Annotated in this window: 25 protein-coding genes and 2 pseudogenes; 20 read left to right on the top strand and 7 right to left on the bottom strand. The window is 46.5% G+C overall.

Annotated features, from left to right (window positions below):
- The first annotated feature begins 117 nt into the window (after positions 1–117).
- The 8 genes from FZD51_RS08160 (at position 118) to FZD51_RS08125 (ending at position 8,254) form a co-directional block, all read left to right on the top strand.
- Complete coding sequence (locus FZD51_RS08160; protein ID WP_148974334.1) at positions 118–960, top strand: DegV family protein; 843 nt, start codon at positions 118–120, stop codon at positions 958–960.
- 127 nt (positions 961–1,087) lie between these two features.
- Positions 1,088–2,074: a nucleoside hydrolase gene (locus tag FZD51_RS08155; RefSeq protein ID WP_148974333.1), complete on the top strand. Its 987-nt coding sequence runs from the start codon at positions 1,088–1,090 to the stop codon at positions 2,072–2,074.
- Between the two features lie 154 nt (positions 2,075–2,228).
- Positions 2,229–3,752 carry a spore germination protein gene (locus FZD51_RS08150; protein WP_148974332.1) on the top strand — a complete coding sequence of 508 codons (1,524 nt, stop codon included), beginning with the start codon at positions 2,229–2,231 and terminating at the stop codon, positions 3,750–3,752.
- A gap of 12 nt (positions 3,753–3,764) precedes the next feature.
- Positions 3,765–4,895, top strand: coding sequence for a GerAB/ArcD/ProY family transporter (locus FZD51_RS08145; RefSeq protein ID WP_262380807.1), 1,131 nt, complete (start codon positions 3,765–3,767; stop codon positions 4,893–4,895).
- Complete coding sequence (locus tag FZD51_RS08140) at positions 4,879–6,027, top strand: Ger(x)C family spore germination protein (RefSeq protein ID WP_148974330.1); 1,149 nt, start codon at positions 4,879–4,881, stop codon at positions 6,025–6,027. Before FZD51_RS08145 ends, FZD51_RS08140 begins: the two co-directional genes overlap by 17 nt.
- A 106-nt stretch (positions 6,028–6,133) precedes the next feature.
- Positions 6,134–6,718, top strand: coding sequence for an SCO family protein (locus FZD51_RS08135; RefSeq protein WP_148974329.1), 585 nt, complete (start codon positions 6,134–6,136; stop codon positions 6,716–6,718).
- 116 nt (positions 6,719–6,834) lie between these two features.
- Complete coding sequence (locus tag FZD51_RS08130; protein WP_148974328.1) at positions 6,835–7,668, top strand: SGNH/GDSL hydrolase family protein; 834 nt, start codon at positions 6,835–6,837, stop codon at positions 7,666–7,668.
- A gap of 1 nt (position 7,669) precedes the next feature.
- Positions 7,670–8,254, top strand: a complete 585-nt coding sequence (locus FZD51_RS08125; RefSeq protein ID WP_420886222.1) for a YpmS family protein — start codon at positions 7,670–7,672, stop codon at positions 8,252–8,254.
- A 156-nt stretch (positions 8,255–8,410) separates the two neighbouring features.
- Here the strand turns inward: FZD51_RS08125 and FZD51_RS08120 are convergent, their stop codons facing one another.
- Entirely contained in the window at positions 8,411–9,175 is a 765-nt protein-coding gene (locus tag FZD51_RS08120; RefSeq protein WP_148974327.1) for a DUF4397 domain-containing protein, read from the bottom strand.
- Between the two features lie 320 nt (positions 9,176–9,495).
- Between FZD51_RS08120 and rsgA the strand changes: the two genes are divergently transcribed.
- From rsgA to FZD51_RS08100, 4 genes are all read left to right on the top strand, one after another.
- Positions 9,496–10,575 carry a ribosome small subunit-dependent GTPase A gene (gene rsgA / locus FZD51_RS08115; protein ID WP_148974326.1) on the top strand — a complete coding sequence of 360 codons (1,080 nt, stop codon included), beginning with the start codon at positions 9,496–9,498 and terminating at the stop codon, positions 10,573–10,575.
- A 251-nt stretch (positions 10,576–10,826) separates the two neighbouring features.
- On the top strand, positions 10,827–11,366 hold the full coding sequence (msrA, locus tag FZD51_RS08110) for a peptide-methionine (S)-S-oxide reductase MsrA (protein ID WP_148974325.1): 540 nt from the start codon (positions 10,827–10,829) through the stop codon (positions 11,364–11,366).
- Entirely contained in the window at positions 11,363–11,806 is a 444-nt protein-coding gene (gene msrB, locus FZD51_RS08105) for a peptide-methionine (R)-S-oxide reductase MsrB (RefSeq protein WP_148974324.1), read from the top strand. Before msrA ends, msrB begins: the two co-directional genes overlap by 4 nt.
- 14 nt (positions 11,807–11,820) lie before the next feature.
- Positions 11,821–12,315, top strand: coding sequence for a PTS sugar transporter subunit IIA (locus FZD51_RS08100; protein WP_009795664.1), 495 nt, complete (start codon positions 11,821–11,823; stop codon positions 12,313–12,315).
- Positions 12,316–12,346: 31 nt separating this feature from the next.
- On the opposite strand, the gene FZD51_RS08095 is transcribed toward FZD51_RS08100, so the two are convergent.
- Both FZD51_RS08095 and FZD51_RS08090 read right to left on the bottom strand, forming a co-directional pair.
- Positions 12,347–12,937, bottom strand: a complete 591-nt coding sequence (locus FZD51_RS08095; protein WP_148974323.1) for a DUF502 domain-containing protein — start codon at positions 12,935–12,937, stop codon at positions 12,347–12,349.
- Positions 12,938–13,003: 66 nt separating this feature from the next.
- Positions 13,004–14,095, bottom strand: a complete 1,092-nt coding sequence (locus FZD51_RS08090) for an SGNH/GDSL hydrolase family protein (RefSeq protein WP_262380805.1) — start codon at positions 14,093–14,095, stop codon at positions 13,004–13,006.
- Between the two features lie 642 nt (positions 14,096–14,737).
- Here FZD51_RS08090 and FZD51_RS08080 point away from each other — a divergent pair.
- Entirely contained in the window at positions 14,738–14,908 is a 171-nt protein-coding gene (locus FZD51_RS08080; protein ID WP_009795448.1) for a YjcZ family sporulation protein, read from the top strand.
- A 45-nt stretch (positions 14,909–14,953) separates the two neighbouring features.
- On the opposite strand, the pseudogene FZD51_RS26865 reads toward FZD51_RS08080, so the two are convergent.
- The 4 genes and pseudogenes from FZD51_RS26865 to FZD51_RS08065 all read right to left on the bottom strand — a co-directional run.
- Positions 14,954–15,586 (bottom strand): annotated as a pseudogene (locus FZD51_RS26865) (methyl-accepting chemotaxis protein); the annotation flags it as partial.
- A gap of 342 nt (positions 15,587–15,928) precedes the next feature.
- A pseudogene (locus FZD51_RS26860) lies at positions 15,929–16,519 on the bottom strand (CHASE3 domain-containing protein); the annotation flags it as partial.
- Positions 16,520–16,819: 300 nt separating this feature from the next.
- Positions 16,820–17,212, bottom strand: a complete 393-nt coding sequence (locus tag FZD51_RS08070) for a hypothetical protein (RefSeq protein ID WP_148974320.1) — start codon at positions 17,210–17,212, stop codon at positions 16,820–16,822.
- A gap of 138 nt (positions 17,213–17,350) precedes the next feature.
- Complete coding sequence (locus FZD51_RS08065) at positions 17,351–17,614, bottom strand: YuzF family protein (RefSeq protein ID WP_420886221.1); 264 nt, start codon at positions 17,612–17,614, stop codon at positions 17,351–17,353.
- Between the two features lie 163 nt (positions 17,615–17,777).
- On the opposite strand from FZD51_RS08065, the gene FZD51_RS08060 reads away from it, so the two are divergent.
- The 7 genes from FZD51_RS08060 to FZD51_RS08030 all read left to right on the top strand — a co-directional run bounded on the left by FZD51_RS08060 (position 17,778) and on the right by FZD51_RS08030 (position 25,676).
- The gene (locus FZD51_RS08060) at positions 17,778–19,157 is read left to right on the top strand and encodes an aspartate aminotransferase family protein (protein WP_187445681.1); all 1,380 of its coding nucleotides are present in this window, start codon (positions 17,778–17,780) and stop codon (positions 19,155–19,157) included.
- On the top strand, positions 19,154–19,846 hold the full coding sequence (locus FZD51_RS08055; RefSeq protein ID WP_148974318.1) for a CoA transferase subunit A: 693 nt from the start codon (positions 19,154–19,156) through the stop codon (positions 19,844–19,846). The genes FZD51_RS08060 and FZD51_RS08055 overlap by 4 nt, the downstream gene beginning before the upstream one ends.
- Positions 19,831–20,493, top strand: a complete 663-nt coding sequence (locus FZD51_RS08050) for a 3-oxoacid CoA-transferase subunit B (RefSeq protein WP_148974317.1) — start codon at positions 19,831–19,833, stop codon at positions 20,491–20,493. The genes FZD51_RS08055 and FZD51_RS08050 overlap by 16 nt, the downstream gene beginning before the upstream one ends.
- Before the next feature lie 21 nt (positions 20,494–20,514).
- Positions 20,515–21,774 carry a peptidase gene (locus FZD51_RS08045; protein ID WP_148974316.1) on the top strand — a complete coding sequence of 420 codons (1,260 nt, stop codon included), beginning with the start codon at positions 20,515–20,517 and terminating at the stop codon, positions 21,772–21,774.
- 104 nt (positions 21,775–21,878) lie between these two features.
- On the top strand, positions 21,879–23,300 hold the full coding sequence (locus FZD51_RS08040; protein ID WP_148974315.1) for an aldehyde dehydrogenase family protein: 1,422 nt from the start codon (positions 21,879–21,881) through the stop codon (positions 23,298–23,300).
- Between the two features lie 74 nt (positions 23,301–23,374).
- Positions 23,375–24,241: a putative beta-lysine N-acetyltransferase gene (ablB, locus tag FZD51_RS08035; protein ID WP_148974314.1), complete on the top strand. Its 867-nt coding sequence runs from the start codon at positions 23,375–23,377 to the stop codon at positions 24,239–24,241.
- Positions 24,242–24,293: 52 nt separating this feature from the next.
- A complete protein-coding gene (locus tag FZD51_RS08030; RefSeq protein ID WP_148974313.1) occupies positions 24,294–25,676 on the top strand; it encodes a sigma-54 interaction domain-containing protein in 1,383 nt (460 codons plus the stop codon).
- Positions 25,677–25,782: the final 106 nt, after the last annotated feature.

The following is a 25,782-nucleotide window of genomic DNA, read 5'->3' as shown; positions in this document are numbered from 1 at the left end:
CCCGAATCACTGCATCAAAGAAACTTCACCTGGCATTTTAACCGCTTTCTATTTTATTTGCTGTCCAAATCCATGTATAATTACATTCATAAGTGGATTGTTGGGAAGTGATATATTTTGGCAAAGGTAAAGATAGTGACAGATTCAACAGCAGACCTGCCGGCAGCACTTGCAGCCGAGCTTGGCATTGAAGTGGTGCCCCTGTCGATTACTATAGATGGCGAAACCTATCTGGACAGGATTGATATAAGCCCTTCTGAATTTATGAAAAAAATGAAAACTTCTGCAGAACTGCCAAAAAGCTCGCAGCCGCCTCCGGGTAAGTTCGTTGAGCTTTATGACCGTTTTGGGGCAGAAGGCTATGAAGTATTGTCGATACATATGACAGGCGGGATGAGCGGCACTGTCCAATCAGCAGAAAGTGCTGCCAAGATGTCTTCCGCGAAGGTAACAGTGATTGATTCCCGATTCATTTCAAAAGCACTTTCTTTTCAGGTAAAAGAGGCTGCAAAGATGGCCGGCGAAGGGCTTGGTCTGGAAGAAATAATAGACAAGCTTGCAAAGATAAGAGAGAAAACTCATTTATATGTTGTCGTGGATACTCTTGAAAATCTTGTCAAGGGCGGAAGGATAGGCAAAGGAAAAGCGCTCATTGGCTCCCTGCTGAATATCAAACCGATTGCCTCGCTGGAAGGTGGAGTTTATACTCCTGTAACGAAGGTAAGAAGCTATACACAGGTAGCTAAATATCTTGTAAAGCAATTTGCTGAAGATGTTAAAGGCAGGACAATAAAAGGGGTAGGCATCTGCCATGCAGAAGGCCTTGACCTTGCAATGAAGGTCAAAGAGGGGCTCGTTGAATTGACAGGCTATGACAATATCGAAATTGAGGAAACGACCCCTATTATCAGCACGCATACAGGCCCGGGAGCAATTGGCTTCATGTATTATTATGACTGAAGAAAAGCTGGATATCTCCAGCTTTTTTCTATTTTGGACAGACCTTTGCTTACTCTTTTAATAAACCCTTCAAAAAAATGCCATCATAGACAGGCGGCTGCAATATCTTAGATAGGGGGGAGATGCAATGGCCAAAAATAAAAATGTCCTGTTTTTCAGCGACTTTGGAATAGATGATTTTGTGGCAGCCATTTATGCACTGTTTTCTGAGGAAGTCAATATCGTTGGAATTGTTGCCGACTATGGCAATATCTCCAGGCTTGATGCGCTGAGAAATGCGGCATATCTGCGTGAGGTCACCGGCATTGCTGATATTCCTGTGTTCAGCGGTGCCGAGCTGCCGCTGACAGGAGAGAACCCTGTCTATTATCCTGATGTCCATGGACTGGAAGGCCTCGGCCCGATTTCGCTGCCTGAATATGAAGTGAAAGGGGAATTTTTTGAGAACTTTGATGGCATAAAAGAAATAATAGCCAAGTACGAGGACGACCTTATCATAGTGAATGTGGGAAGGCTTTCTTCCCTGGCTACCGCATTTATTTTATATCCATCTTACATGTCCAGGGTTAAGGACTTCTATATTATGGGCGGCGCCTTTAATGTTCCCGGTAATGTCAGTCCGGTGGCAGAAGCCAATTTCTTCGGTGACCCTTATGCTGCCAATATTGTTATCAGGCAGGCCCCTAAGCAGATCCACATATTTCCGCTTGATGTGACCATGTCAGCTATTGTGACCCCCGTTCTTATAGACCGCCTGAATGAATATTATAAAGAGATAAACAGCAAGCCGGGATTGCTTGTAAAGCCGATGGTTGACTATTATTATGAATTTTATAAAAAAAGAGACCCAGATATAAGCGGAAGCCCTCTTCATGATGTTTTTACACTTTGGGCACTGACTGACGGTGCTGTGATAGAGTATAAGGATTTGCCTGTCATCATCCAGGTTGATCAAGGGGAAGGCCAGGGGCAGAGCATTGGAGATTTCCGCAAATATATAGAAAAAGCAGAATATCCTGTGCACAAGGTTGCCATTTCCTTTGATTATGCAAGATTCATCACCAGCTTCTACACGACGATGAAAAATCACTACAGCGATCAGCCGCGATCTTAGAATTATAGCCGTTTCTGCAGCCAGCTTCTATTTTTTAGGGCTGGCTTTTGTTATTTCAGGCCCTTTCCCGTTTGGCTGGAACAGCTTTCAATGTCAGGCTGATATTTTACCTTTATTGGGAAATGCTATAAAAAAATAAAAAAAGGTGTTCATTATGTTCAGAAGCAGACGAGGAAAAAACACAATAAAAGATCAGAAACAGACCCGCTCTCATTCATTGACGATCGATGAGCTGCAAAAAGAACTCAGCCGGGAACTGAATGAAAGCCCTGATTTGCATGTCCGCCTGCTGCGGAAGGAAGAGCAGAAAATAGCGGTCATATTTATAAAAACGCTGACAGATGCATTGATTTTGGACGAAAGAATCCTTTTGCCGCTACAAAATGCAAAAGGCCCTTTAGTGCCCGAGGATATATCCAACCTTCTCCCGATAGGAGAGCTGAGTTCCGCGAACCGGCTCAAAGAAATCTCAGCGGCTTTATTAAACGGCAATACCTACATCTATATAGAAGGACAGCCATTTGGAAGCCTTGCTGGTACCGGCAAGACGGCAGAAAGATCAATTGAGAAGGCCGAAACAGAATCTCTTGTCTATGGCCCGAAGATCTCGTTTACGGAATCGCTTGAATCGAATGTCAATATCATCAGGCGAAATCTGAATGGGGCAAATCTATGCATTGAGGATTTGGATGTGGGCGGGAGAAGCAAGCTAAAAGCGAAGCTCTTCTATATCAAGGATATAGCAGACGAAGACAATGTACGGACATTCCGCCAGCGCATCAGTGACTTGGAGTCTGACTATGTTCCCGATACTACTGTTCTTGCCCAGTATATTGAGGATAACAGCTGGTCGGTCTTTCCCCAGATTCTGACAACGGAACTGCCTGACAGGTTCTGCATTTCACTCATCAAGGGACAGGTGGGAGTCCTTCTTGACCGGAGCCCGAGCGCCTTGTATGGGCCGACCACTTTTTTCAGCTTTTTTGAAACGACCGAGGATCTTTATATGCGCTGGAATATGGGGACGTTCCTGCGCCTGCTGCGCTTTTTGTCCATCTTTCTTTCTGTCCTTTTGACGCCGGCCTATGTGGCGGTATTGACCTACCATTATGAGGTCATTCCTTCGCCATTGCTTGTTTCTTTGGGACAGTCAAGGTCAAATGTACCATTTCCTCCTGTATTTGAGGCCCTGCTTCTTGAGTTTATCATTGAGCTCTTAAGGGAAGCCGGTGCAAGGCTGCCGACGAAGGTCGGCCAGACGATGGGTATCGTCGGAGGTATTGTGATCGGGCAGGCTGCGGTTGAAGCGGGTTTTACAAGCAATATCCTGATCATCATCATTGCCCTAAGCGCCCTTGGATCCTTTACAGTCCCGAGTTATTCGATGGGAACAGCCATCAGGATCATCCGCTTCCCCATTATCATCATGGCCGGGCTATGGGGAGGAATCGGGATTATGATTTCTTTCTGCTTCCTGCTGATTCATCTTTTGAAATTATCGGCTATCGGCAGGCCGTATTTGGCGCCGATTTATCCGCTGAGGTGGAAAGATATCCGCTACAGCATGGTTCGCTTTCCGCTTCAGTATTTGTCAAAAAGGCCAGAGATGAATATGACTGCAGATCAATCAAGATATCCGCCGCGCAAAGCATCGAAAACAAAAGATGTGGATGAGTAGGGAGGTGTGAAGGTGAAGCCCCAGGTTAATATAAATCCAAAAGAAAATCTCCTGTTTGATGCGTTTTTTATGTTCTTCCTTATCCATTCTATCCAGACGGGGGTGGGAATCGCCGGCCTCCCGAGGATCGTTTATCTTTCAGCGGGGCATGATGGGTGGATTTCCATCATAATAGCCGGACTGCTTGTATCAGCAGTCATCTTTCTTTCGGTCATGATGCTGAAGCAATATGAAAGCGCTGATCTGTTCGGGATACATTATGATGTATTCGGCATCTTTTTAGGAAGGTTTGTTAACCTCTTCTATACGTTTTACCTTATTTCGGGCATCTATGTTATCGTCATGAATTACGTTGAAATAGTCCAGGCATGGGTTTTTCCTGACCTGCCCACCTGGTTCCTGGCGATGATTCTTTTGCTCTTGTCCGTGTATGCAGTGATGGGCGGTGTCCGCATTGCTGTCGGCTTTTCCTTCATGTCATTCCTGCTCACATTCTGGATTGTGCTGATCATCATCATACCAGCCAGAGATTTTGATTATACCCACTTATTGCCCATCCTGAATAGAGGCTATGCAGATATTTTAAAAGGGGTCTACAAAACGTCCCTTTCCATAGTCGGATTTGAAATGCTCCTTTTTCTGTATCCTTTTATTAAGAATAAAAAAAAGGCCCATTTGTATACCCAGCTTGGGGGCTTGTATACCACACTGCTGTTCGTCCTCGTGACAGTCATTTCCATTGGCTTCTTCGGGGAAAAAGGGCTTGAAAAGACAATTTGGCCGGTGCTTTCCATGTTCAAGATCGTCCGTCTCCCCAATCTTGAACGTTTCGAATTCATCGCGGTTTCCTTTTGGATGCTGATCATACTTCCGAATATCTGTTTATATCTCTGGGCAGCTTCAAGAGGGATGAAAAGGGTATTTCCCGGCATGAAACAAAAAACCTTTATAGTCCTGATCGCAATCCTGGTGTGGAGCTGCAGTTTCCTTGTTAAGGCCAGATACCAGATGAATCTCATAACCGATTATATAGGCATGGCTGGATTTTATATAGGGATCTGCTATCCCGCATTGCTCTCGATGCTTGTTCTGCTGAAAAAGAAGCTGACAGGAAGGAGGAAGCAAAATGAAAATGGTGCGTAGTCTCCTGATAGCACTTGCCCTCTTCCTGCCAATAGCCGGATGCGTGAAGACAAAGCAGCTTGAAAGACTTGGGCTCATCACAGCAGTTGGCTATGACGATAAGGGAGATATCATTGAAGGGACCGCAGTGCTGCATACCTTTGAATCCAAGGAGGAAAATGTCACGCAGATCGTTTCAGCCTCCGGCAACACAAGCAAGGGCATTCGCCAGAAGCAGAATATCAAAACCTCTCACAATCTTGTATCAGGACAGCTGAGGGTGGCGGTGTACAGTGAGGAAACAGCTGAAAAAGGGCTCATCCAGCTCGTGGACACATTGAATCGCGATGCTACAATCGGAAACCTGGTTTACTTGACGGTCAGCAAAGGGACAGCAAAAGACCTGCTGAAAAAGGCAGGGGAAAAAGAGAAGACCAATCTTGGCACCTATTTGTATAATCTGATCAAACAGAACATAAAAGACGAGTTAATCATCTCGCCAACGCTCCACGAATTTAATCACAGCTTTTTTGATCCGGGAAAGGATCCTGTCCTCCCCATCTTAAAGCTGGAAGAAGATAAAGTGATCATTTCAGGGATGGCTGCCTTTAAAGATGATCGGATGGCAGGAGAGATTGATATAGAAAAATTATTCTACCTGAAGACATTAGAAGACAACTATGAGTCAGGGAACCTTGAGCTTGAGATTCCGAAGGAGAAACTAAAGGAGTATATTATTCCTTTAAGCAGCGAAACGGAAGAACAAAAAGACGAACCGCTGTTCATTACGATCGATGATATCAGATCGTCAAAGAAAATCCGTCTGAAGGACATGGAAGATATCATATTTGCCATTGATGTAGAGCTGGATTCCCGTATACTTGAAGTGTCAAGCGACATGGATCTGGGCAATCCCGAGGTAATCAAGGCACTGGAAAAGGAAACAGCCTTTAAAATCAAGCAGGAGATGGAATCAATGCTGAAAAGGCTTCAAAAAATGGAGTCCGATCCTGTCGGCTTCGGAAATATTTACAGTGCCCATCTTCAGCGTGAAAAGCGTATGACAAAAGATGAATGGCGGAATCTGTACAAAAAGGCAAAATTTGAAGTCGATGTGGAGAACACAATCGTCAGGACCGGCGTTATCGATTGAGCAGGAGCTGCAAAATGAGTTCACTGATTTGTCATATCTTTTTCTTTCTTCTTTCTAATTCGTCTGCTAGAATTATGGCTATCTGATGAAGAGCAGGTGATCATATATGAAAAAAAAGCGGGTGTCGAAATTCAGCCTCGGTCTGATGCTGCTGATCATTCTTTCAGCCTGCGGCCAGAAGGGTATCGAAAATCCTTATAATTGGACGGTTCAAGACTTTACATACACCAACCAGGCTGGGGAACAGACAGGACTTGCTGACTTGAAGGGCAAGGTATGGATTGCAGATTTTATTTTTACAAGCTGTGAGGATGTCTGCCTTCCAATGACCTTCAATATGTCGAAGCTTCAGGATAAGGCAAAGGAAGAGGGCATTGAAAATCTTCAGTTTGTTTCCTTCAGTGTCGATCCTGCCGTTGATACGCCGGAAACCTTGAAGTCATATGGCGACAATTTTGAAGCAGACTATGACAATTGGAGCTTTCTGACGGGCTATGGACAGCAGGAAATCGAGGACTTTGCGAAGGAAAGCTTTAAGACTCTTGTCGTGAAACCGGAATCGGATGATCAGGTGATTCATGGAACCGAATTTTATCTGATAAACCAGGAAGGCAAAGTCCTTAAATCTTATACAGGGCTGAAGGACATACCTTATGAGGAAATCATCAAGGATATTAAATCGATACAATAAGCGAAGAGGCGGCCCTGCTGCCTCTTTTTCTGTCCCGGTGAAGCTTCCAGCCCTGATTGGTTTCGATTGAAAGCAAACGTGTTATAATAATTATACTAGAAAAGGCAGGTGATTAGATGAAAAAGACATTCACCTTACTTGTTTTGGCCGCTTTCCTTCTTTCTTCCTGCAGCGGGGCAGGAAACTCATCCCCTAAGAATCTGGGAATGAAGGATATTAGCATCGTTGAAAAGAAAATGGTGCCCAATGACTTTATTCCCCGTGATATTCATGTGGTTTCAATTGGGGATTCGCTGACAGAGGGTGTCGGCGACAGCACTGGAAGAGGAGGCTATCTGCCTTACCTCGAAGAACAGCTCGAACAGGAAAAAGGCGTCTCGCAGACTGAATTCCTTAATTTTGGAGTGAAAGGAAACCGGACAGACCAATTGCTGAAAAAGCTTAAATCAACGGAAGTCCGGTCTGCCATTTCGGAAGCGGACCTGGTCATTATTACAATCGGAGGAAATGATGTCATGAAAGTTGTAAGGCAGAATTTCTCCAATTTGAATGTCAGCGATTTTACGGGCCAGAAAGCCCAGTATGAAAAAAATCTTAAAGAGATCATCGATACAGTTCGGAGTGAGAATTCCGAAACACAGATTGCACTGATCGGACTATATAATCCATTTTATAAATGGTTTTCGGATATAACGGAAATATCTGATATCATGGATAACTGGAATGAAGCCAGCAGGGAGATTCTTTCCCGCTATGATTATACTTATTTTATTGATATCAAGGATATATTTGAAAATAAGGCAGAGGATTTGCTGTATACCGATTATTTCCATCCGAACGATAAAGGGTATGAGCTTATTGCTGAAAGAGTCTACAGGCAGATTGGCCGGGAGGCGCTCGAAGTGATTGCCGAGCAGCAGAAATATACAGTTAGGAATGAGGAGAATTGACTTGAACAAAAAAAACAAATGGAAGGTCCTGTTTTTCCTCTTATTGGGGATCGTGATTGCCTTCATAGCCCTTTTTTTCATCATGATAAATCTACCGGCGAAAGATGAACCGATAAATACAGCAGAAGTGGATGAAGACGGATATGTGCCATTTCATCTTCAAACCAATAAAAGCGACCTTAACAGAATCATTGCCCACTATATTGCCAAGGAAGGACTGGACGGTCCCATTGACTATGAAGTGATTCTTGACGATGAGGTCGAGCTTTATGGAAATCTTCCGGTATTCAGCCAAAACCTGGAAATGAAACTGACTTTTGAGCCTGAAGCATTGGACAACGGCGATGTTGTCCTTAGCCAGAAATCGATAGCTGTCGGCCAGCTGAATCTTCCGGTATCTTATGTGCTGAAATTTGTCCGCGACAGATATCAGCTCCCAGAAGGAGTTGTCATCCAGCCTGATAAAGAGCAGATATATGTCTCCCTTCAGGATATGAAGCTGAAGAGTGATCTTAAAGTTAAGGTGGATGAGTTTGATTTAAAAAAGGATGATATCCGCGTTACCTTATATGTTCCTACTAAATAAAAAAACTGGCTGATTTTTCAGCCAGTTTTTTTCGTTCCAATAAGAGATTAATAGCTGCAAGGCAATATAACTGTGCAGGCAATGGCCGGATCCGATTGATGAGTGCTTGGTGGGATGGGGCCGGCAGGGTTAAATGATGGCAGCACGCAGGCCTGGTCATCCCTCAATAATAAGGGCTTCGAGCGGCGGTTCCCCGGCCGCTGTACCCACTGCAAGGATGGTATACACTTTATTCGGCTGCAGCTTGACTCCTGGAAGGGAAAGGACTGTATTGCTGGAACCGGCAACCCTGACTTCAAGGTCGACTGTCATCGGAGTCAGCCCTAAATATTGAGTCGCCTGCCTGAAAGAGATGTTCGGGAAAATGACATCTCCTTTTTTGACGGCAATATCGACAGCCGGGGCGTCCGGTGAAAGGTGAATGAATCTGGCTTTTGTCTCGCCGGCCGGTACAGAAGGCTGATCTTCGAATGCCAGCAGCTTCAATTTGGCAGCCGGTCCTGCTGCTGCCAGCGTGTAGGATTTTCCGCCCTCCACAGTGACTTTTTTGCTGAGAACGGTTGACACCATATCACCGGCAGGATAGATATCTATCTGGTATTTTCCGGCCGGAAGGGATAAATAGCCGCTGACATCTTTGTAAGGGAAATCCTTCAATATCCTGTTGCCATTTACATAAATATCGACGTTGGGTGCATCAGGGGAAGCATGCACAACCCGGACCGTAGCTGGCTGCCGCATGCTTTCATACTGCTGGGCGGCTTCCATTCGCATGCTTTGGACAGCCCTTCTAATATATTTTAAATGCTGATAATAATAAGCAACATGCAAAGCTGGATCACTGTACTTATAATACTTGGCAAGAAGATCGTATTTACTGGCCTTGGCAAAATCATCATGATGATCTCTGTTAAAAGACATACCTTTCCGCTCCTATCCTCAAATATTCTCAGAGTATGATATGCCTCCAAGGATAGGTGTGTGCCTAGCGGAATTTTCAGAAAGGTGTTTACAGCTGATGATAAAAAGAATATAATGGTAACAAATACAAGCGAAAGCGGGTGAAGTGCTATGGGAAAATTATTATTTGCAAGAAATGAGATTGTATTTTCAATGAGCACGGCCCGGAGAGTAGCTGTATAAACCTGAGAATAGTTCTATTCCTTTTTTATGCTGACTAAAACCATGGGCTGTGTGCCTATGGTTTTTTATTATGTCAAAAAACAAATAAAACGGTCAGCATGGAGGAAATAATGAATACAAACTTAAAACAAATCGGCTTTGATGCACATTTTGAAACAGAGTTTAATAATTTTGCGGCGGAAGGGCTTATTCCCGGCAGGGTGGCTCTTGAACATAAAAGGATGTACCGCGTATGGACTGAAGAAGGTGAGCTGCTTTGCGAGGTTTCAGGCAAATATGCCTTTGCGGCAGGCAGCAGGGAAGATTACCCTGCAGTCGGTGATTGGGTGGCTGTGAAGCCAAGAATAGGAGAGCAAAAAGGGACCATACAGGCCCTTTTGCCGCGGACAGGCAAGTTTTCCCGTAAAATGGCTGGAAACACAACTGAAGAGCAGATTGTGGCAGCCAATGTTTCAACCATCTTTCTTGTCAATTCGCTGAATGACGATCTGAACCTCCGGAGGATCGAACGTTATTTGCTTCTGGCATGGGAGTCAGGTGCAAATCCCGTCATCATCCTGACCAAAGCAGATCTGTGTCAAGATGCGGATGAGAAAAAGTCGCTCGTTGAATCAGTCAGCATGGGGGTGCCTGTGATTCCGGTCAGTGTTATGTCTGAATCGGGGATTGCAGAGCTCCGTCCCTATATCGGCCATGGATCAACAGTTGCCCTGCTTGGCTCTTCCGGTGTAGGCAAATCGACACTTACCAACTATCTCATGGGAAAAGAAGTGCAAAAGGTGCAGGAGATACGCATGGATGATGATAAAGGAAAACATACGACAACACATAGAGAGCTGTTCCTTCTTCCTGACGGAGGCGTGCTTATCGATACACCGGGCATGAGGGAGCTTCAGCTCTGGAATAGTGAAAATGGGCTGTCCGAAAGTTTTACTGATATTGAAGCACTCGCGGATTCCTGCCGGTTCAGGGACTGTTCACATGAGGATGAGCCAGGCTGCGCTGTCCTGGGCAGCATACAGGATGGGGCACTGGAAGAAAGCAGGCTTGCGAGCTATAAAAAGCTTCAGCGTGAGCTGGCATACCTCGACAGAAGGATGGACAAAAAAGCCCAGTCTGATGAAAAGAAAAAATGGAAGAGCATCCATAAACAAATAAAACATAAAACCAGGCATTAACATAGAATGGCTGATGCTATTCCGATCTGGTGCTTATACCCCATATTGAAAGCCTCCTGAGTCAAGGAGGCTTTTTCTATTTCCTGGTTTCCTGGATAAAATAGGGCATAACAGCTGCCTGCCGCCTCATCAATGCAAAGCGCTTGCACTCACCCGGCATAATCGGATAATCTAGGGAAGATAGCTTTAAAACCCTGTTTTAAAGGGAATAAGAGTAAGGTGAATGTAAAGCTGGAAAGAGGTGTCTTCAAGTGAATGAGAAGAAATTCGAAAAGGCCGTTTTTGCTGGAGGCTGTTTCTGGTGCATGGTCAAACCATTTGACCAGGAGCCCGGAATTGAAAAAGTAGTTTCCGGATATACAGGAGGTACGGTGGAAAACCCAACCTACAGGGAAGTCTGCTCCGAAACGACAGGGCACTATGAAGCTGTTGAAATCACTTACGATCCTGAGGTCTACTCTTACAGAAGGCTGCTTGATGTGTACTGGCAGCAGATTGATCCAACCGACCCTGGCGGCCAGTTCTTTGACAGAGGCCAGTCCTACCAGACTGCCATCTTCTATTATAATGATGAACAGAAGGAGCTTGCAGAAGAATCAAAGAAGCAGCTTCAGGAGAGCGGCCGGTTCAATAAGCCGATTGCGACAAAGATACTGCCCGGCAAGGAATTCTACCCTGCTGAGGACTATCATCAGGACTATTATAAGAAGAACCCGGACAGATACGAATCATATCGCGTCGGCTCGGGACGAGATGCGTTCATCCGCAATAACTGGAGGGACATGAAATGAAGAATAAAGAAAACCTTGAAAAGAATCTGACTCCGATGCAATATGAAGTGACGCAGAACAATGGCACAGAACCGCCGTTCCGGAATGAATACTGGAACGAATTTAATGACGGTATCTATGTGGACATCGTTTCCGGCAAGCCGCTGTTCAGCTCAAGAGATAAATATGATGCAGGGTGCGGCTGGCCGAGCTTCACCAAACCGATTCAGGACGAAGAAATCATTGAAAAAGCGGATATGAGCCATTTCATGGTCCGGACGGAAGTGCGGAGCAAGGAAGCTGATTCCCATCTTGGCCATGTGTTTGATGACGGCCCCGGGCCTAATGGGCTCCGCTATTGCATCAATTCTGCTGCGATGCGGTTCGTCCCGAAGGAAAAGCTCGCAGAAGAAGGATATAAAGAGTATGAAAAGCTTTTTGGCGAGGGCGAGAAAAAATAATTGGCGGTGTTTGAATGTTCAAGAAATTATTTGGCAAAAAAGAAGAAATTACCGAGGTAGTGCTGAAGGCGCCATTGACAGGGAAGGCGGTTGATTTGGCCGAAGTGCCCGATCCTGTATTCTCAGAAAAAATGATGGGAGACGGGCTGGCAATTGAACCTTCTGAAGGAATTGTCGTTTCACCTGTGGATGGGGAGGTTGTACAAGTGTTCCCTACAAAGCATGCGATCGGTTTAAGAGCTGAAAATGGAGCGGAAATTCTGATCCATATCGGCCTTGAAACGGTATCAATGAAAGGGGAAGGCTTTGAAACCCATATTTCCGAAGGCTCAAAAGTGAAAACCGGGGACAAGCTTGTGAGCTTTGATATTGATCTGGTTAAAGAAAAGGCTAAAAGCACGGTCACTCCTGTAATCATTACCAATGGAGATGCTCTTTCTTCAATTGAAAAGAAACCTTTAGGAGCCGTAAATCGCGGGGAGACTCCTGTTATCACTGTTATTAAATAATGAAAAAAAGCCGTTGGAAGACGGCTTTTTTCTATTCAGAACCATTTCCCTTATGGGTGGCCATGCCTCCGGATAAAATGAACTTCATCGCTTCCTCCGGCTTTACATCAATGATCTCTACCTTGTCCTTTGGAATCAGGAATGTGAAGCCTGCCACCTGAAAAGTCTGCGGGATATAGACAGCAATGTCATTTTTCAAAGGCTCATAGAAATGTTCCAGATTTTCTGCTGTTATGAAACCGATGCTTTTCATGCCGGTGCCAGGTATGGTGACAATAGCCACTTTGGAAAAGGCACGCTTTTCACCCAGAAAAGAATTGATTGTATCTTTAATGACAGAGTAGATGGTCTTAACCAGCGGAATCCGATCCAGTATCCTGTCAATGAGCCTGATCACGCTGCCGGTAATGAATTTGGTTGACAGCCATCCCAATATCGTAATGGCTGCAGCTGTAGCCAGCAGTCCCGCGCCAGGAATATAATCTTCCTTCAAATAGGGCTTCAGGGTGCTGCCCAGAAGATTATCCAGGAAAATGAATAATTTGTATATGACGAATATCACCAGAATGATTGGTACAATTGTCAGAATACCATTAATAAAGTTTTTCAGAAGGCTTTTCATCTTATTTTCTCCTTTACAATTGTTTCCTCTGCAAAAAAAAACTGCCGCATGGCAGCCCAGTGCTCTTTATTGTTTTTCCGGCACGATTATCGAGGATATGCTGACAGACGAGTAGGTCAATAGACTTTGGAGGCTCCTTTCGCCCTTTACGACAAATCTAATGGTATGCGGTCCGTCGGGCAGCCCGCTTGCTGCATATAGCGCCCTTTTTCTCTCAAATGGCCACCAGGTGGAAAGGGTGGTGTAGTACTGGCCGTCTATAAAGACATCCAGCATGCCGCCTTCGTCACTCCTCAATACATTTACACCTACAAAAGTGCCTCTAAATTCATATTCCAGAAAGCTGCCTTTTGCCGAGCTTTTCAGAAATCCGTTTTGATACCGGAAATCTCCTTCCATCTTTCGGGCATAGCTTTTTCTATCCATGGAAAAATCGGCAGCATCGTGGATGGGAGATTCCAGTGAAGCAATAGCAGGATTGGCTTCTGTAAGTGAAAGGATGAGAGTAAAAAGCTCTTCAGCATAAAATTTATAGCCTATTCCATTTGGATGGACCAGATCTTCGGTCAATTGTTCATCTGCAAGACCTGACTTTTTAAATACTTCTCTCATATTCACGTTTTTTGCGTGATAATGGTTCGAAATTCTCTCGATTTCATTCGTGAAAAGTTCATTGTCCAGCGGGCTTTCCGTAATGGTAATAATTTCACTTGCGGGATATCTCGTTTTCGCTTTTCTTAGCAGCATTTCATAAAAATAGGAAAAATCCTGTTCTGTCATGTACTTGCGGTCATTTTCCCCGAATACAAGAAAAATCAGGTCGATGCTTCCCTGATGTTCTGTATGCTGCAGCTTGTATATACCTTCAAAAGCAGTTGCACCGCTTTGGACGACTGAAACTCTTTTATAACTATTGTGGAACTTTGCCTTTAGCAGCTCCTCAAGCTGGGCAAACCAGGTAAGCTCCTTCTCCTCGGCTCCTGAGCCCCTGCCGATGCTGTCTCCGATGATCATATACCGGATGTCTTCATTTTGTGCCAGTTTTTCATATACTGTCGCCTCTGCTTCGTCCGCCATTGAGAAAATCTGCAGGCTCCAAAGAGAGGCTGCCGCCAAAATCAGTGAGATAACAGCCATTAATCTTCTTTTCATCTTCATCGATGTCTCAAGTTCCCCCTGATGTTCGATTTGACTTTTTCATACTATCCTGCTCCGGGCTGCCCGGTGTGTCATATGCTTATAAGCTGAGCAAGAGCCTCCACTTTTCTTTTGTCCAGTTCCGGCTCCTAGGTGCTCGAGTCATAAGCCACACAAGAATTAAAGGCAAAGAACGCCTTTTATTCTTGTGCGTCTTATGCTTGAGGCCCACAGGATGTGGGTCATGCAGGCGTTGCCACAGGACGTGGCGTTCTTAGCCTGCGTTCCTTTTGGAACAGTCGCCTCCACTTTTCTTTTGTCCAGTTCCGGCTCCTAGGTGCTCGAGTCATAAGCCACACAAGAATAAAAGGCAAAGAACGCCTTTTATTCTTGTGCGTCTTATGCTTGAGGCCCACAGGATGTGGGTCATGCAGGTGTTGCCACAGGACGTGGCGTTCTTAGCCTGCGTTCCTTTTGAAACAGTCGCCTCCACTTTTCTTTTTATAATAACTCAATGGATGTTATCTTAAAAGGGGTTTTTAAGCGGGTTTGGGCATGCACAGTTAGTTTTATGAATAATATGGGCGAATGCACATACAGGTCAAGTACCTAATACATATGGTGTATGGAAAGAGAAACAGAGAAAACGAGGAGTGATTCGAAATGAATTATGGGTACTCAGGCTACGGGTGCGATCCATGCTATAGCGGAGGATATGGATATCCGGCATATCCGGTTGCAGGCGCGCAAGGCGGCTATGCAGGGTTTGCGTTAATAGTTGTTCTGTTCATTCTGTTGATTATCATCGGCGCAAGCTGCTACGGTAAATGGTAAAAAGGAAGGGATTGCCTCTGCGGCAATCCTTTTCTTTTCGCATATTCAGATTTTGAATTTTGAGACCAAAGCCCTCAGCTGCTCTGCCTGCCTTGACAGCTGTTCCGAGGAGCCGGCTATCTGGGACATGGCCGCAGAACCTTCCTCAGCTGCAGCAGCGGAAGAGTCAGTGCTGGCTGCTGTTTCCCTGGCAATCGCAGAAACCGAATCAAATGCGGCTGTGACTTCTTCTGCCAGGCTTCGGGATGCAGTTATCTCAGAAGCCATCTTCTCAATATGTCCGGCTGTTTCCTCAGCCTTGACCCTGATTTTCTTAAGCGATGTATTCGTTGACTCGGAAATGATGACGCCCTGTTTCACTTCCTCTGCACCTTGCTGATTCCCGGCAATGATCTTTGCGATTTCCTCCTGGATGGAGCCGACGATAAGCGTCACTTGCTTGCCCGCCTGCTGGGACTGTTCTGCCAGCTTCCTGACTTCATCGGCTACCACAGCAAATCCTCTGCCTGATTCTCCCGCCCGGGCAGCTTCAATGGCTGCATTGAGTGAAAGGAGGCCTGTCTGATCGGCAAGTTCTGAAATTGTGCTGATGATGGAATTGATATCAGCAGATTTTCTTCCAAGTGCTTCGATCAGTACTGTATTCTGCTGCATCCTTTTTTCAATCAATCTGATCTTGTCAGAAGCGAGCTGGACATTCTGCTGTCCCTCATCTGCAGCCAGCTGCATGGATTGAGAAGCAGAGCTGACCGAATCGGCACTCTCCTGGAGGGAGGCTGATGCCTGATTGAGCTTTTCCATTGCGATAAGGGAAGCAGACATTTTACTATTGGTTTCTTCTGAACCGCTGGCTATCTGGCCTGCGCTGGCAGCGATCTGTGAAATTGTTTTGGATGTTTCCTCGCTGGAAGCATACAGCTCCTGGCTGCTGGATGAAACATTGTCAGCCAGGGAGGATACTTCCCTTACCAGCCCCGCAATTCCTTCTATCAGCATATTGGCATCAGAAGCCAGCTTTGCCAGCTCATCTTTGGACTTTACCTCGATCCTTTTCGTCAGGTCTCCGCCTGCCTGGGCGATCTCAATCATGGATAAGCTGATTGCACTTGAGCTCCGTTTAATATTTCTGGATAAAGTAAATCCAAACAGTGCCGAAAGCAGAAGTGCTGCAACGGCAAGGACCATGGTGCCGGTCTGTGCAGCTGACACCTGGCTGTTCAGATGAGCAATCCTTTCTTCAGAAGCCTTCAGCTCATCTTCCTCAAAAGACTGAATCTGGCTTTTCAGCTTATCCATTGTTTCTTTGCCCTTTGCTGATTCAACAAGCTGGGAAGCCTCTTCTTTTGAAAAGTCCCTGCGTGTTTCAATTACAGTATCAATCCAGACGAGCCATTCTTTGTATGTATTTTCAATTTCAGTGATCTTGTCCATTCTTGCTTTGCTGCCGGCACTCAATTCCTTGAGCGTTTTCAGATTGTTATCAACCATATTTTTGCCATTGCCATATGAAGCAAGAAACGACTCTGAGCCTGTGATAACGAAACCGCGTTCCCCGGTTTCAATATCTGAGTAGGCTTTGGACATTTGCTGGAGCTGTTTGTGGAATTCCATATCATGCCCGATGATATAATTCGTTTCTTTTTTCAGATTGTGAATGCTCAAAATAGACCCTGCAGATAGCGCAGCAATGACGACCAGCAATATTCCAAAGGATAGATTGACCTTCCCTCTGATCGTTTTAAAATATGAAATCACTTTTTTCATGGTGAACGCTCCCCCTCTAGGTAAAAAGACCTTTACAGGCTCATAGATCAAAAGACTGCCAATATAGAAAATTATAGCAGGTTTTAGAGGGGGACTCTGCAAAAATTAGCGAAATTCAGAAAAAAATCTGCAGCAGGGTTTTTTCTTTTATTTTAAAGTGAGCTGAAGTCTTTCTTGTTTGCCATCCAGATTGATCAGAACTGTAAAATTCTCTTCAATGTCAGCAGGGAATTTGACGTGTTCAAAAACATGTTCTACAGATGCTTCTTCTTTGCTTGAAAAATCGGTTTGGTAGGCTGCTTTAGAATGGCCGGGAAGTGAAACCCAAAAGGCAAGCTCTTTTTCTTCCTGGATTTCTTCGCCGTCATACATCAGTTTAAGAGTGATTGAGGCCTCGCTGATTGTTTCATCTGCCTTTATTTCCATCTCGCCGTCCCAGTTCTCGCTCTCCCCCTCGTATGTATAGTAGGAAGGTGTTCCGCATCCCGCAATCAACAACAGAAATAAACTGGCTGCAATCATGACTTTCTCCAGGCCCATTCCAATTCCTCCTTTGTATCCGGACACTGTAATCTTTTTCTATTCTTACCCCCGATGGAGAATTTAAATGACATGTCCAGCCTGAATTTAAAAATAAATAAAGAAGCCATGCACTTAACATGGCTTCCTGTTTTCATCTCAATCGGGCATGATTGTCACAATCTGTGCAATTCTGATAAAAAAGATTTCATCTCCGGACTTAACAGCTATATGATCCGGCTTTACATCCATCAATCTCCCCCGCAGTGTATCTTTCACCGTTTCGACAACGAGATTCCTGCCAAATACACTTTGAAGCGTCTGATAAACATAAGGGTCGAAATGAAAAACGGGGGCGGGCGCCTGCATTTGCTGAGTGCCCATCATATTTACATCTGCAGGGATGTTTCTATGATACTGCATTTTTTACATCTCCTCCTGTTCAGTTAACAATATGCACTGGCCAGGCCTACGGTGCCCGGAATGATGCATGAGAGTGGTGAGCGTGGAATTTATTCAGAAAGATTCCCGGTGGACATTCATATAATGAAGCGAGCGGGGCAGCACACGCGAGACCAGTGAGTGAATGGGGGAAGCGACATTGGATCAGCCGTCGTTTTTGATAAAACCTATGCTGGATGCCGATTATCCAACGATTGAACGGGGCAGAGGCATCTACTTATATGACAAAGAAGGCAAGAAATATCTGGATGCCTGTTCAGGAGCTGTGACAGCGAACATCGGGCACGGAAACGAAGAAGTGATCCAGGCCATGATGGAACAGGCTAAAAAAGTTTCATTTGTATACAGATCCCAATTCACCAGCGATGCAGCCGAGAATCTTGCCAGGAAAATAGCAGAAATTTTGCCGGGTGATCTGAATTGGTCATTTTTTGTGAACAGCGGCTCAGAAGCCACAGAAACTGCGATGAAAATAGCCATCCAATACTGGCAGGAAAAAGGGATAAGAACAAAGACAAAAATTTTATCCCGATGGGTCAGCTATCATGGCATCACATTAGGGGCGCTTTCCATGTCAGGCCATCCGGGGAGGAGGGCAAGATTTGTCCCGCTCCTGGAGGATTTCCCTTCCGTTCATCCGCCATACTGCTACCGCTGTCCATATGGGCTGGAGGCGCCTCAATGCGGACATCTGTGCGCAGCAGAACTCGAAACGGCGATTAAACGCATTGGAGCCGATAGGATTGCAGCTTTCATTGCAGAGCCGGTCATCGGGGCAGCGGGAGGAGCAATTTCCCCTCCAGACGGCTACTATAAAGTCATAAAAGAAATCTGCGAGAAACATGATGTTTTATTCATAGCCGATGAAGTGATGACAGGATTTGGACGGACCGGTACGATGCTCGCCTGTGAGAGCTGGGCGATCCAGCCTGATATAGCGGCTTTTGGCAAAGGCATGGGAGCAGGCTATGCACCGATAGCAGCTGCTGTAGTCTCCGACAAAATAATGGAGCCTATTATGGCAGGAACAAAGTCAATCATGAGCGGACATACATTGAGCGCCAATCCGCAATCTTGCGCTGTTTCTCTGGCAGTGCTTGAATATCTGGAAAAAGAGCAAATCATCCCAGAGGTGGTCAGGAAGGGTAAGTACCTGAGTGACCATCTCCGAAGACTGGAGAAGAAGTACAGCTTCATTGGCGACATCAGGGGGAAGGGACTGCTTCTTGGTGTAGAACTGGTTAAGGACAAAGTGTCAAAGGATCCATTCAGCCGGTCCCTGATGGCAGGACAAAAGCTGGTCAGTGCTGCCCAGGAGCAGGGCATCCTGCTGTACCCCGCCGGTTCAGGGATAGATGGCATACATGGGGATGCGGTCATCATTGCACCTCCTTTGAACATCACCATGGAGGAGCTGGACGAATTGGCAGCACTCCTAGACAGGGCTTTGTCTGAATTCCACAGAATCATTGAACAGGAAAGCCTGAAGGGAGGGGGCTCATGAACAGCTCTTTTAATAAAATCGTGACTGCAGCAAAGGCAATGAATGATTTTCATGATGGCATGTCCATAATCGCAGGAGGATTCGGAGGAATTGGCACGCCGCCGACCCTCATAGAGGAATTGATAGAAAAAGGGACAAAAAATATCACCCTTATCTGCAATGATGCCGGATTTCCCCACATAGGCGCAGGAAGGCTTGTTACATTGGGGAGGGTCAAAAAATTGATTGCCTCGCATATAGGCTCCAACCCGGAGGCTGGCCGCCTGATGAATGAAGGCAAGCTCGAAGTGGAGTTCTCACCCCAGGGAACGCTTGCTGAAAGGATCAGGGCTGGAGGTGCCGGCATTGCCGGAATATTGACAGATATCGGCATATCAAATGAGATGGTTTCAGCGGGGAAGGCAACTCACACTATCAGCGGGACAGAATATCTGATTGAAACGGCGATCACAGCTGACGTCTCGATTGTGTATGCAAAAAAGGCGGATCCGTTCGGCAATCTTATTTTTGACAAAAGTGCACGGAATACCAACCCCCTGGCAGCCATGGCAGGGAATAAGACGATTGCCGAGGTGGAGGAAATCGTCCCTTTAGGCGCTATTGATCCGGATGAGGTCATGACGCCGGGGGTATTTGTGGATTATGTTGTTCCTTCAAAGGGAGTGAACTGGAAATGGGCATGGGAATAGAGAACCGCAAAAAAATGGCCAGGAGGGCAGCGGAAGAAATCAGAGACGGAATGATTGTAAATTTAGGAATCGGCATTCCTTCCCTTGTGCCTGATTTTCTGCCGGAATCCATAAGTGTTATGTTTCATGCGGAAAACGGCATAACAGGGATGGGGCCAAGCCCTGTTAAGGGTAAGGAAGATCCCCATCTCTGCAATGCGGGCGGCTTTCCGGTTACCAGCGTCAAGGGGGCTTCATATTGCGACAGTACCATGGCTTTTGGGATGATCAGGCGCGGGAGGGTTGATTTGACTATTCTCGGCTCACTGCAGGTCAGCGGGAAGGGAGATCTGGCCAACTGGATCGTTCCCGGCAGGAAGGTACCGGGGATGGGAGGGGCGATGGAGCTTGCACAGAAAGCGAAGAAAGTCATTGTTGTCATGAATCAGACAGATAAAAATGGCATGCCGAAAATCCTTGAGCTTTGTACACTGCCGCTGACATCGCCTTCGTGTGCATCGCTTGTCATAACCGAAATGGCCGTGTTTGAAATTGCGGAAACAGGAATGATCCTGAAGGAGCTGTTTGCTCCCTATTCAATAGAGGAAGTGAAGAGCAAGACAGGCTGCAGGCTCCAGGTGGCAGAGAATTTGAGGATAATAGTTTAGCAGGCGGGGGAGGCGGTTTTATTGAGTGAGAGTGATGGAAGCGTAAAAGAGTGGCTGAACAAAAACAGGCCCAAAGGAATCAGGCTTCTCCAAAGGCTTGTCCAGGAACCAAGTATTAGGGGAAATGAGGCCGGTGCGCAGGCTGTGATCATCGAGAAGTGCCGGGAAATGGGGCTCGAGCTGGATATATGGGAAATCGGCAAAGATGAGCTGCCCTCACATCCTCTATTCTGTTCTGACAGAAAGGATTTCAGCGGCAACCCGAATGTAGTGGGAGTCTGGAAGGGAACCGGTGGAGGCAAGAGCATCATCTTGAATGGCCATATCGATGTGGTTCCTGAAGGCAGCAGGGATGATTGGAAATACGACCCCTACAGCGGACAAATAAAGGATGGGAGGCTTTATGGCAGGGGGGCGACCGACATGAAGGGCGGGACAGTATCCCTTTTGCTGGCGCTTGAGTACTTGATAGCGTCGGGGAAGGAATTGAAGGGAGATGTCATTTTTCAGAGTGTTATAGAAGAAGAAAGCGGAGGGGCCGGGACGCTTGCTGCTGTGATCAGGGGGTATAAAGCAGATGGAGCGATCATCCCTGAACCGACAAATATGAAGCTTTTTCCAAAGCAGCAGGGCTCTATGTGGTTCAGGATTACAGTCAAGGGCCGTGCTGCACATGGCGGCACCCGCTATGAGGGTATCAGTGCGATTGAAAAGGCCATTGCAGTGATAGCTTCTCTCCAGGAACTGGAAAAAACGAGAAATGAGCGGGTTGCAGATCCTTTATACAAAGGAATACCTATCCCGATTCCGATCAATATCGGAAAAATCACGAGCGGGGAGTGGCCATCCTCTGTACCGGATACCGCCGTCATTGAGGGAAGGATAGGGGTTGCTCCTGAAGAAGATATGAAGATGGCAGAAAAAGAGCTGGAAACGGTATTAAACTCCCTATCCGAAAAAGATGGCTGGTTCAGTGAAAATCCCTGCAAGGTCGAGTGGTTTGGCGGGAGATGGCAGCCTGGGAATCTGGACATTGGCCATCCCCTGATGAACGTGCTGTCAGCCAGTTTTGAAAAAGTGGCAGGGGAGAAGCCCAAAATAGAAGCATCTCCATGGGGAACAGACGGAGGGATCCTGTCCGGTGCGGGCGGGACGCCTGTTATCGTCTTCGGTCCGGGAACTACAGAGGCAGCCCATGATGCGGATGAATCCATCTCCCTGGACGATATGTTCAATGCTGCTGAGATCATTGCCGAATGCATCATGGAGTGGTGCAGCTGACAGAGGCGGCGGAACAGACATTTGTCTACAGAGGATGCCGATTGATGGGATTTTTCAGCTCAAGAATTTATACTTAAGCTACATTGTCTTTAGGAGGTAATGATATGAAGCAGGATTTATGGATCAATGGCAGTTTTGAACCCGGAAGTGAATACAGGGAGCTTAGAAGCCCTTATAATCAGGAGAAGCTGGCAGATGTGGCGGCGGCTGGAAGCGAAGAAATAGAGGCAGCCATCGCTTCTGCAGAGAAAGCATCAAAATTGATGGCCGCAATGCCTGCGCATAAAAGGGCTGAAATTCTTGAGAATGCAGTCCAAATACTCAAGGAAGAGAAAGAACAGTGTGCAAGAATTATTTCGCAGGAAGCCGCAAAGCCGATAAAAGCAGCACGGGCAGAGGTGGAAAGGACCATCACGACATATTCCTTTGCAGCACAGGAAGCCAGAAGGCTGTACGGTGAAACCATCCCGATGGATGCAGCGCCTGGAGGCGAGGGGAGGCTCGCCTACACGGTTAAAGAGCCGCTGGGGGTCATTGGTGCGATTACCCCCTTCAACTTCCCGATGAATCTCGTTGCCCATAAAGTCGGACCGGCGATTGCGGCTGGCAACACAGTTGTCCTGAAGCCGGCGAGCCAGACGCCTTTAAGTGCCTATAGGATTGCTGATATTTTCCATCGTGCAGGGCTGCCTGCCGGTGCACTTAATGTTCTTTCCGGCAGCGGAAAAACGATCGGAGACAGCTTTCTCTCAGACAAGAGGATCAAGATGATCACTTTTACGGGAAGCCCTGAAGTAGGCACTTATATCAGGGAAAACGCCGGGCTGAAAAAGGTGACCCTCGAGCTGGGTTCAAATTCAGCCGTCATTGTTGATCAAGATACCGACCTTGATAAGGCAGTCCCGCGAATTGTATCAGGGGCCTATGCCTTTCAGGGCCAGGTCTGTATTTCTGTGCAGCGGATCTATGTCCATGAGGCCATTTTTGAAGATTTTACTGAAAGGTTTGTCCATGAAGCAGGCAAACTCCAGGCAGGGGACCCGCTTGATGAGACGACCGATGTATCTGCCATGATCTCCCGCGATGATGCAGAACGGGCAAAATCGTGGGTGAAAACCGCTGTGGACGGGGGAGCAAAGCTAGCTCTAGGAGGAAGCGGGGAAGGTTCTGTTTTCCAGCCGACAGTTTTGCTGGACGTTGATAAAGAACAGAAAATCTCCTGTGAAGAGGCATTTGCCCCTGTTGTCCATATTAACCGCTTCTCAGGTATAGATGAAGCGATCGGTTATGTGAATGATTCCCAGTATGGGCTCCAGGCGGGTATTTTCACAAAGGATATCAATTCAGCGCTGAAGGCGGCACGCGAGCTTGAAGTCGGCGGCGTGATGATCAATGATTTTCCGACCTTCCGTGTGGATCATATGCCATACGGCGGGGTCAAACTGAGCGGGACTGGCCGGGAAGGAATTAAATATGCGGTCGAAGAAATGACAGAGCTTAAGCTTGTCAGCATAAAATATGAATAACCGTCAAACATGGACAGCTGTAAAGAAAAGGGGCGCTCGGTCAGAGGGGCCCCTTTCTGTAAAGGAGGAGGAAAATGGATCAGTCATCAGTCAGAATGATCAGGCAGGACAACTTTTCTCTCGAGGTTTTCATTGACCCGTATAATAAGAGAATCAGAGTGGATGACTGTCTTGGAAACCGTAAAAGTGCGCTTTCGTTCGCATACGGTCTAAGAGAGGAAATCCAGGCAGAAAAAATGATAATCAAAGCCAGGGCAGAGGAGGCAGATTTTTATCTGGAGAATGGCTTCCAGGCGGAAGGCAAGATCGACGGCTATTTTTTAGGCTCTGATGCTTATTTCATGTCCAAGTATTATAAGAGCAGCAGGAGAACCAATCCGCACTGGACTGAGGAGGATGAGGTGGCAGAGAAAGTGCGCAGCCTCGAAAGAACCGGGAATGATTCCAGTCTTCAGCCTCCATTCCGGCTTGTCCGCTTCAAGCCGTCAGATGCCCGTGAACTGGCTGAGCTGTATAAGGCGGTATTCCAAATTTATCCCGTTCCTATGGATGACCCCCGGTATATTGAAAAGTCGATGGAAAACGGCACTATATTCATGGGAGTGAAACACGAGGGGAATATCGTGAGCGCTGCCTCCGCAGAAATCAATTCCTTCTACCGGAATGCAGAATTGACAGATTGTGCCACATTGCCTGACTTCCGAAAGCATGGATTGATGAAAATACTGATTGGCAAACTTGAGGAAGAGCTGGCCTGCCAGGGAATCTTTTGCGCATATTCCATCGCCAGAAGCCTTTCATATGGAATGAATGCAGCTCTTCATCAGCTTGGGTACAGCTACAGGGGCAGGCTGGCCAATAATTGCTATATCTTTGATAAGCTTGAAGATATGAATATCTGGGTGAAAAATCTTGCCCTGATGCCAAAAATCCGGCACTAGACTGACAATTTTCCGGCACCTTTTCATATAGATGAATAAGGGGGTTGGACATATGAAAGAACAAGTGCTTACAGCGATATTGAAGGGGATTGACGAAGGCATTCATGCCGTGGATATAAATGGGATTACTATTTTTTATAATGAAGTTGCTGCTTTGCATGATGCTATGGGTATCGATGAGGTGCTTGGAAAGCCGCTGCTTGAGAGCTTTCCTTCTTTGAGCTTGAAGTCAAGCACCCTCCTCCAGGTAATGAAAACAAAACAGCCGATATACGATCAGTCCCAAAGCTATATCAATCTCCATGGCAAGAGGATTGAAACACTGAACACCACGCTTCCCATTTTTGTGGAAGGAGAGCTTGTAGGGGCTGTGGAAATTGCTAAGGATTATTCCCGGCTGAAGATATTGTCCGAAAGGCTCCTGGATCTTCAGAAGGCAAGCGTGCCAAGTGAAAAAAAGCTGCGGCCGGCAGGAAGCACAGTATATACGCTGGATGATCTGCTGACCGGGAATGGGCATTTCAAACAGCTGAAAAAGGAAGCCTTAAAGCTTGCTGCCTCTTCTTCTCCCATCCTCGTATTTGGGGAAAGCGGATGCGGGAAGGAGCTGTTTGTCCAGGGAATCCACCATGCATCAGCCAGAAGGGAGAAACCTTTCATAGCACAGAATTGTGCTGCTATCCCTGAGACGCTCCTTGAAGGAATCCTTTTCGGTACAGCGAAAGGAAGTTATACGGGAGCCGTAGAAAGACCCGGGCTGTTTGAACTGGCAGATGGGGGGACGCTGTTCCTCGATGAACTCCATACAATGCCGGCGCTTCTGCAGGCAAAGCTGCTGAGGGTGCTTGAGGACGGTGCTGTCCGGCGTGTCGGCGGATCCAGAAACATAGCCACTGATGTCCGGATCATCGCGGCCATGAATATACACCCGCATGAGGCCATGGAGCAGGGGATACTCCGGCATGACCTTTACTACAGGCTCAATGTGTTTACATTCGAACTGATCCCTCTGCGAAAGAGGCCTGAAGATATCGGGCTTTTGGCGTGCCATTTCCTTGATTCCTTTAACCGCAAGCTCGGGAAAAATGTAAAAGTGATCGGCAGTACAGCAGCAAAGTTCTTCAGCAGCTACCACTGGCCGGGAAATGTTAGAGAATTAAAGCATACGATTGAGTATATGGCCAATGTTTCAGAGGGAAGCGAGCTTACGGAAGAAGATCTGCCAGCCATGCTGAAACAGATGAGGAGTAAAAGCGGAAGCAGGGCAATGGCGTTATCCTTAAAAGAGCGTGTGCAGGCAGCAGAAAAAGAGATCATTGAGGCTGCAATAGCCGAAACAGGCGGGAATATCCTGCAGGCTGCCAGGCTCCTGAACATCCCGAGGCAGACGCTTCAATATAAGCTTCATAAGCATCAGCTTGGAAATGCCGAATAACCGGCATTTCTTTTTATTGTTCTCCCGCTCCTGCCGCTGTGCATAAGGATTAACAATTGGCATGGAAATTGCATGTAATACAGCATAAGCAAGCTGCAAACTTTAC

This window comes from Bacillus infantis (assembly GCF_008180445.1).
GTDB lineage: Bacteria > Bacillota > Bacilli > Bacillales > Cytobacillaceae > Bacillus_AB > Bacillus_AB infantis_B.
The sequence above is the reverse complement of the archived record's forward strand: the minus strand, read 5'-3'. Positions and strand labels throughout refer to the sequence as shown.

Coding starts and splice junctions, on each gene's coding strand:
- FZD51_RS08050 (WP_148974317.1), top strand. CDS start 19,831: ATGGGCATGGGAATAGAGAACCGCAAAAAAATGGCCAGGAGGGCAGCG.
- FZD51_RS08100 (WP_009795664.1), top strand. CDS start 11,821: ATGTTCAAGAAATTATTTGGCAAAAAAGAAGAAATTACCGAGGTAGTG.
- msrB (WP_148974324.1), top strand. CDS start 11,363: ATGAAGAATAAAGAAAACCTTGAAAAGAATCTGACTCCGATGCAATAT.
- ablB (WP_148974314.1), top strand. CDS start 23,375: ATGGATCAGTCATCAGTCAGAATGATCAGGCAGGACAACTTTTCTCTC.
- FZD51_RS08140 (WP_148974330.1), top strand. CDS start 4,879: ATGAAAATGGTGCGTAGTCTCCTGATAGCACTTGCCCTCTTCCTGCCA.
- FZD51_RS08070 (WP_148974320.1), bottom strand. CDS start 17,212: ATGGGCCTGGAGAAAGTCATGATTGCAGCCAGTTTATTTCTGTTGTTG.
- FZD51_RS08155 (WP_148974333.1), top strand. CDS start 1,088: ATGGCCAAAAATAAAAATGTCCTGTTTTTCAGCGACTTTGGAATAGAT.
- FZD51_RS08040 (WP_148974315.1), top strand. CDS start 21,879: ATGAAGCAGGATTTATGGATCAATGGCAGTTTTGAACCCGGAAGTGAA.
- FZD51_RS08090 (WP_262380805.1), bottom strand. CDS start 14,095: ATGAAGATGAAAAGAAGATTAATGGCTGTTATCTCACTGATTTTGGCG.
- rsgA (WP_148974326.1), top strand. CDS start 9,496: ATGGAGGAAATAATGAATACAAACTTAAAACAAATCGGCTTTGATGCA.
- FZD51_RS08060 (WP_187445681.1), top strand. CDS start 17,778: ATGGGGGAAGCGACATTGGATCAGCCGTCGTTTTTGATAAAACCTATG.
- FZD51_RS08030 (WP_148974313.1), top strand. CDS start 24,294: ATGAAAGAACAAGTGCTTACAGCGATATTGAAGGGGATTGACGAAGGC.
- FZD51_RS08080 (WP_009795448.1), top strand. CDS start 14,738: ATGAATTATGGGTACTCAGGCTACGGGTGCGATCCATGCTATAGCGGA.
- FZD51_RS08055 (WP_148974318.1), top strand. CDS start 19,154: ATGAACAGCTCTTTTAATAAAATCGTGACTGCAGCAAAGGCAATGAAT.
- FZD51_RS08120 (WP_148974327.1), bottom strand. CDS start 9,175: ATGTCTTTTAACAGAGATCATCATGATGATTTTGCCAAGGCCAGTAAA.
- FZD51_RS08135 (WP_148974329.1), top strand. CDS start 6,134: ATGAAAAAAAAGCGGGTGTCGAAATTCAGCCTCGGTCTGATGCTGCTG.
- FZD51_RS08065 (WP_420886221.1), bottom strand. CDS start 17,614: ATGCAGTATCATAGAAACATCCCTGCAGATGTAAATATGATGGGCACT.
- FZD51_RS08150 (WP_148974332.1), top strand. CDS start 2,229: ATGTTCAGAAGCAGACGAGGAAAAAACACAATAAAAGATCAGAAACAG.
- FZD51_RS08130 (WP_148974328.1), top strand. CDS start 6,835: ATGAAAAAGACATTCACCTTACTTGTTTTGGCCGCTTTCCTTCTTTCT.
- FZD51_RS08095 (WP_148974323.1), bottom strand. CDS start 12,937: ATGAAAAGCCTTCTGAAAAACTTTATTAATGGTATTCTGACAATTGTA.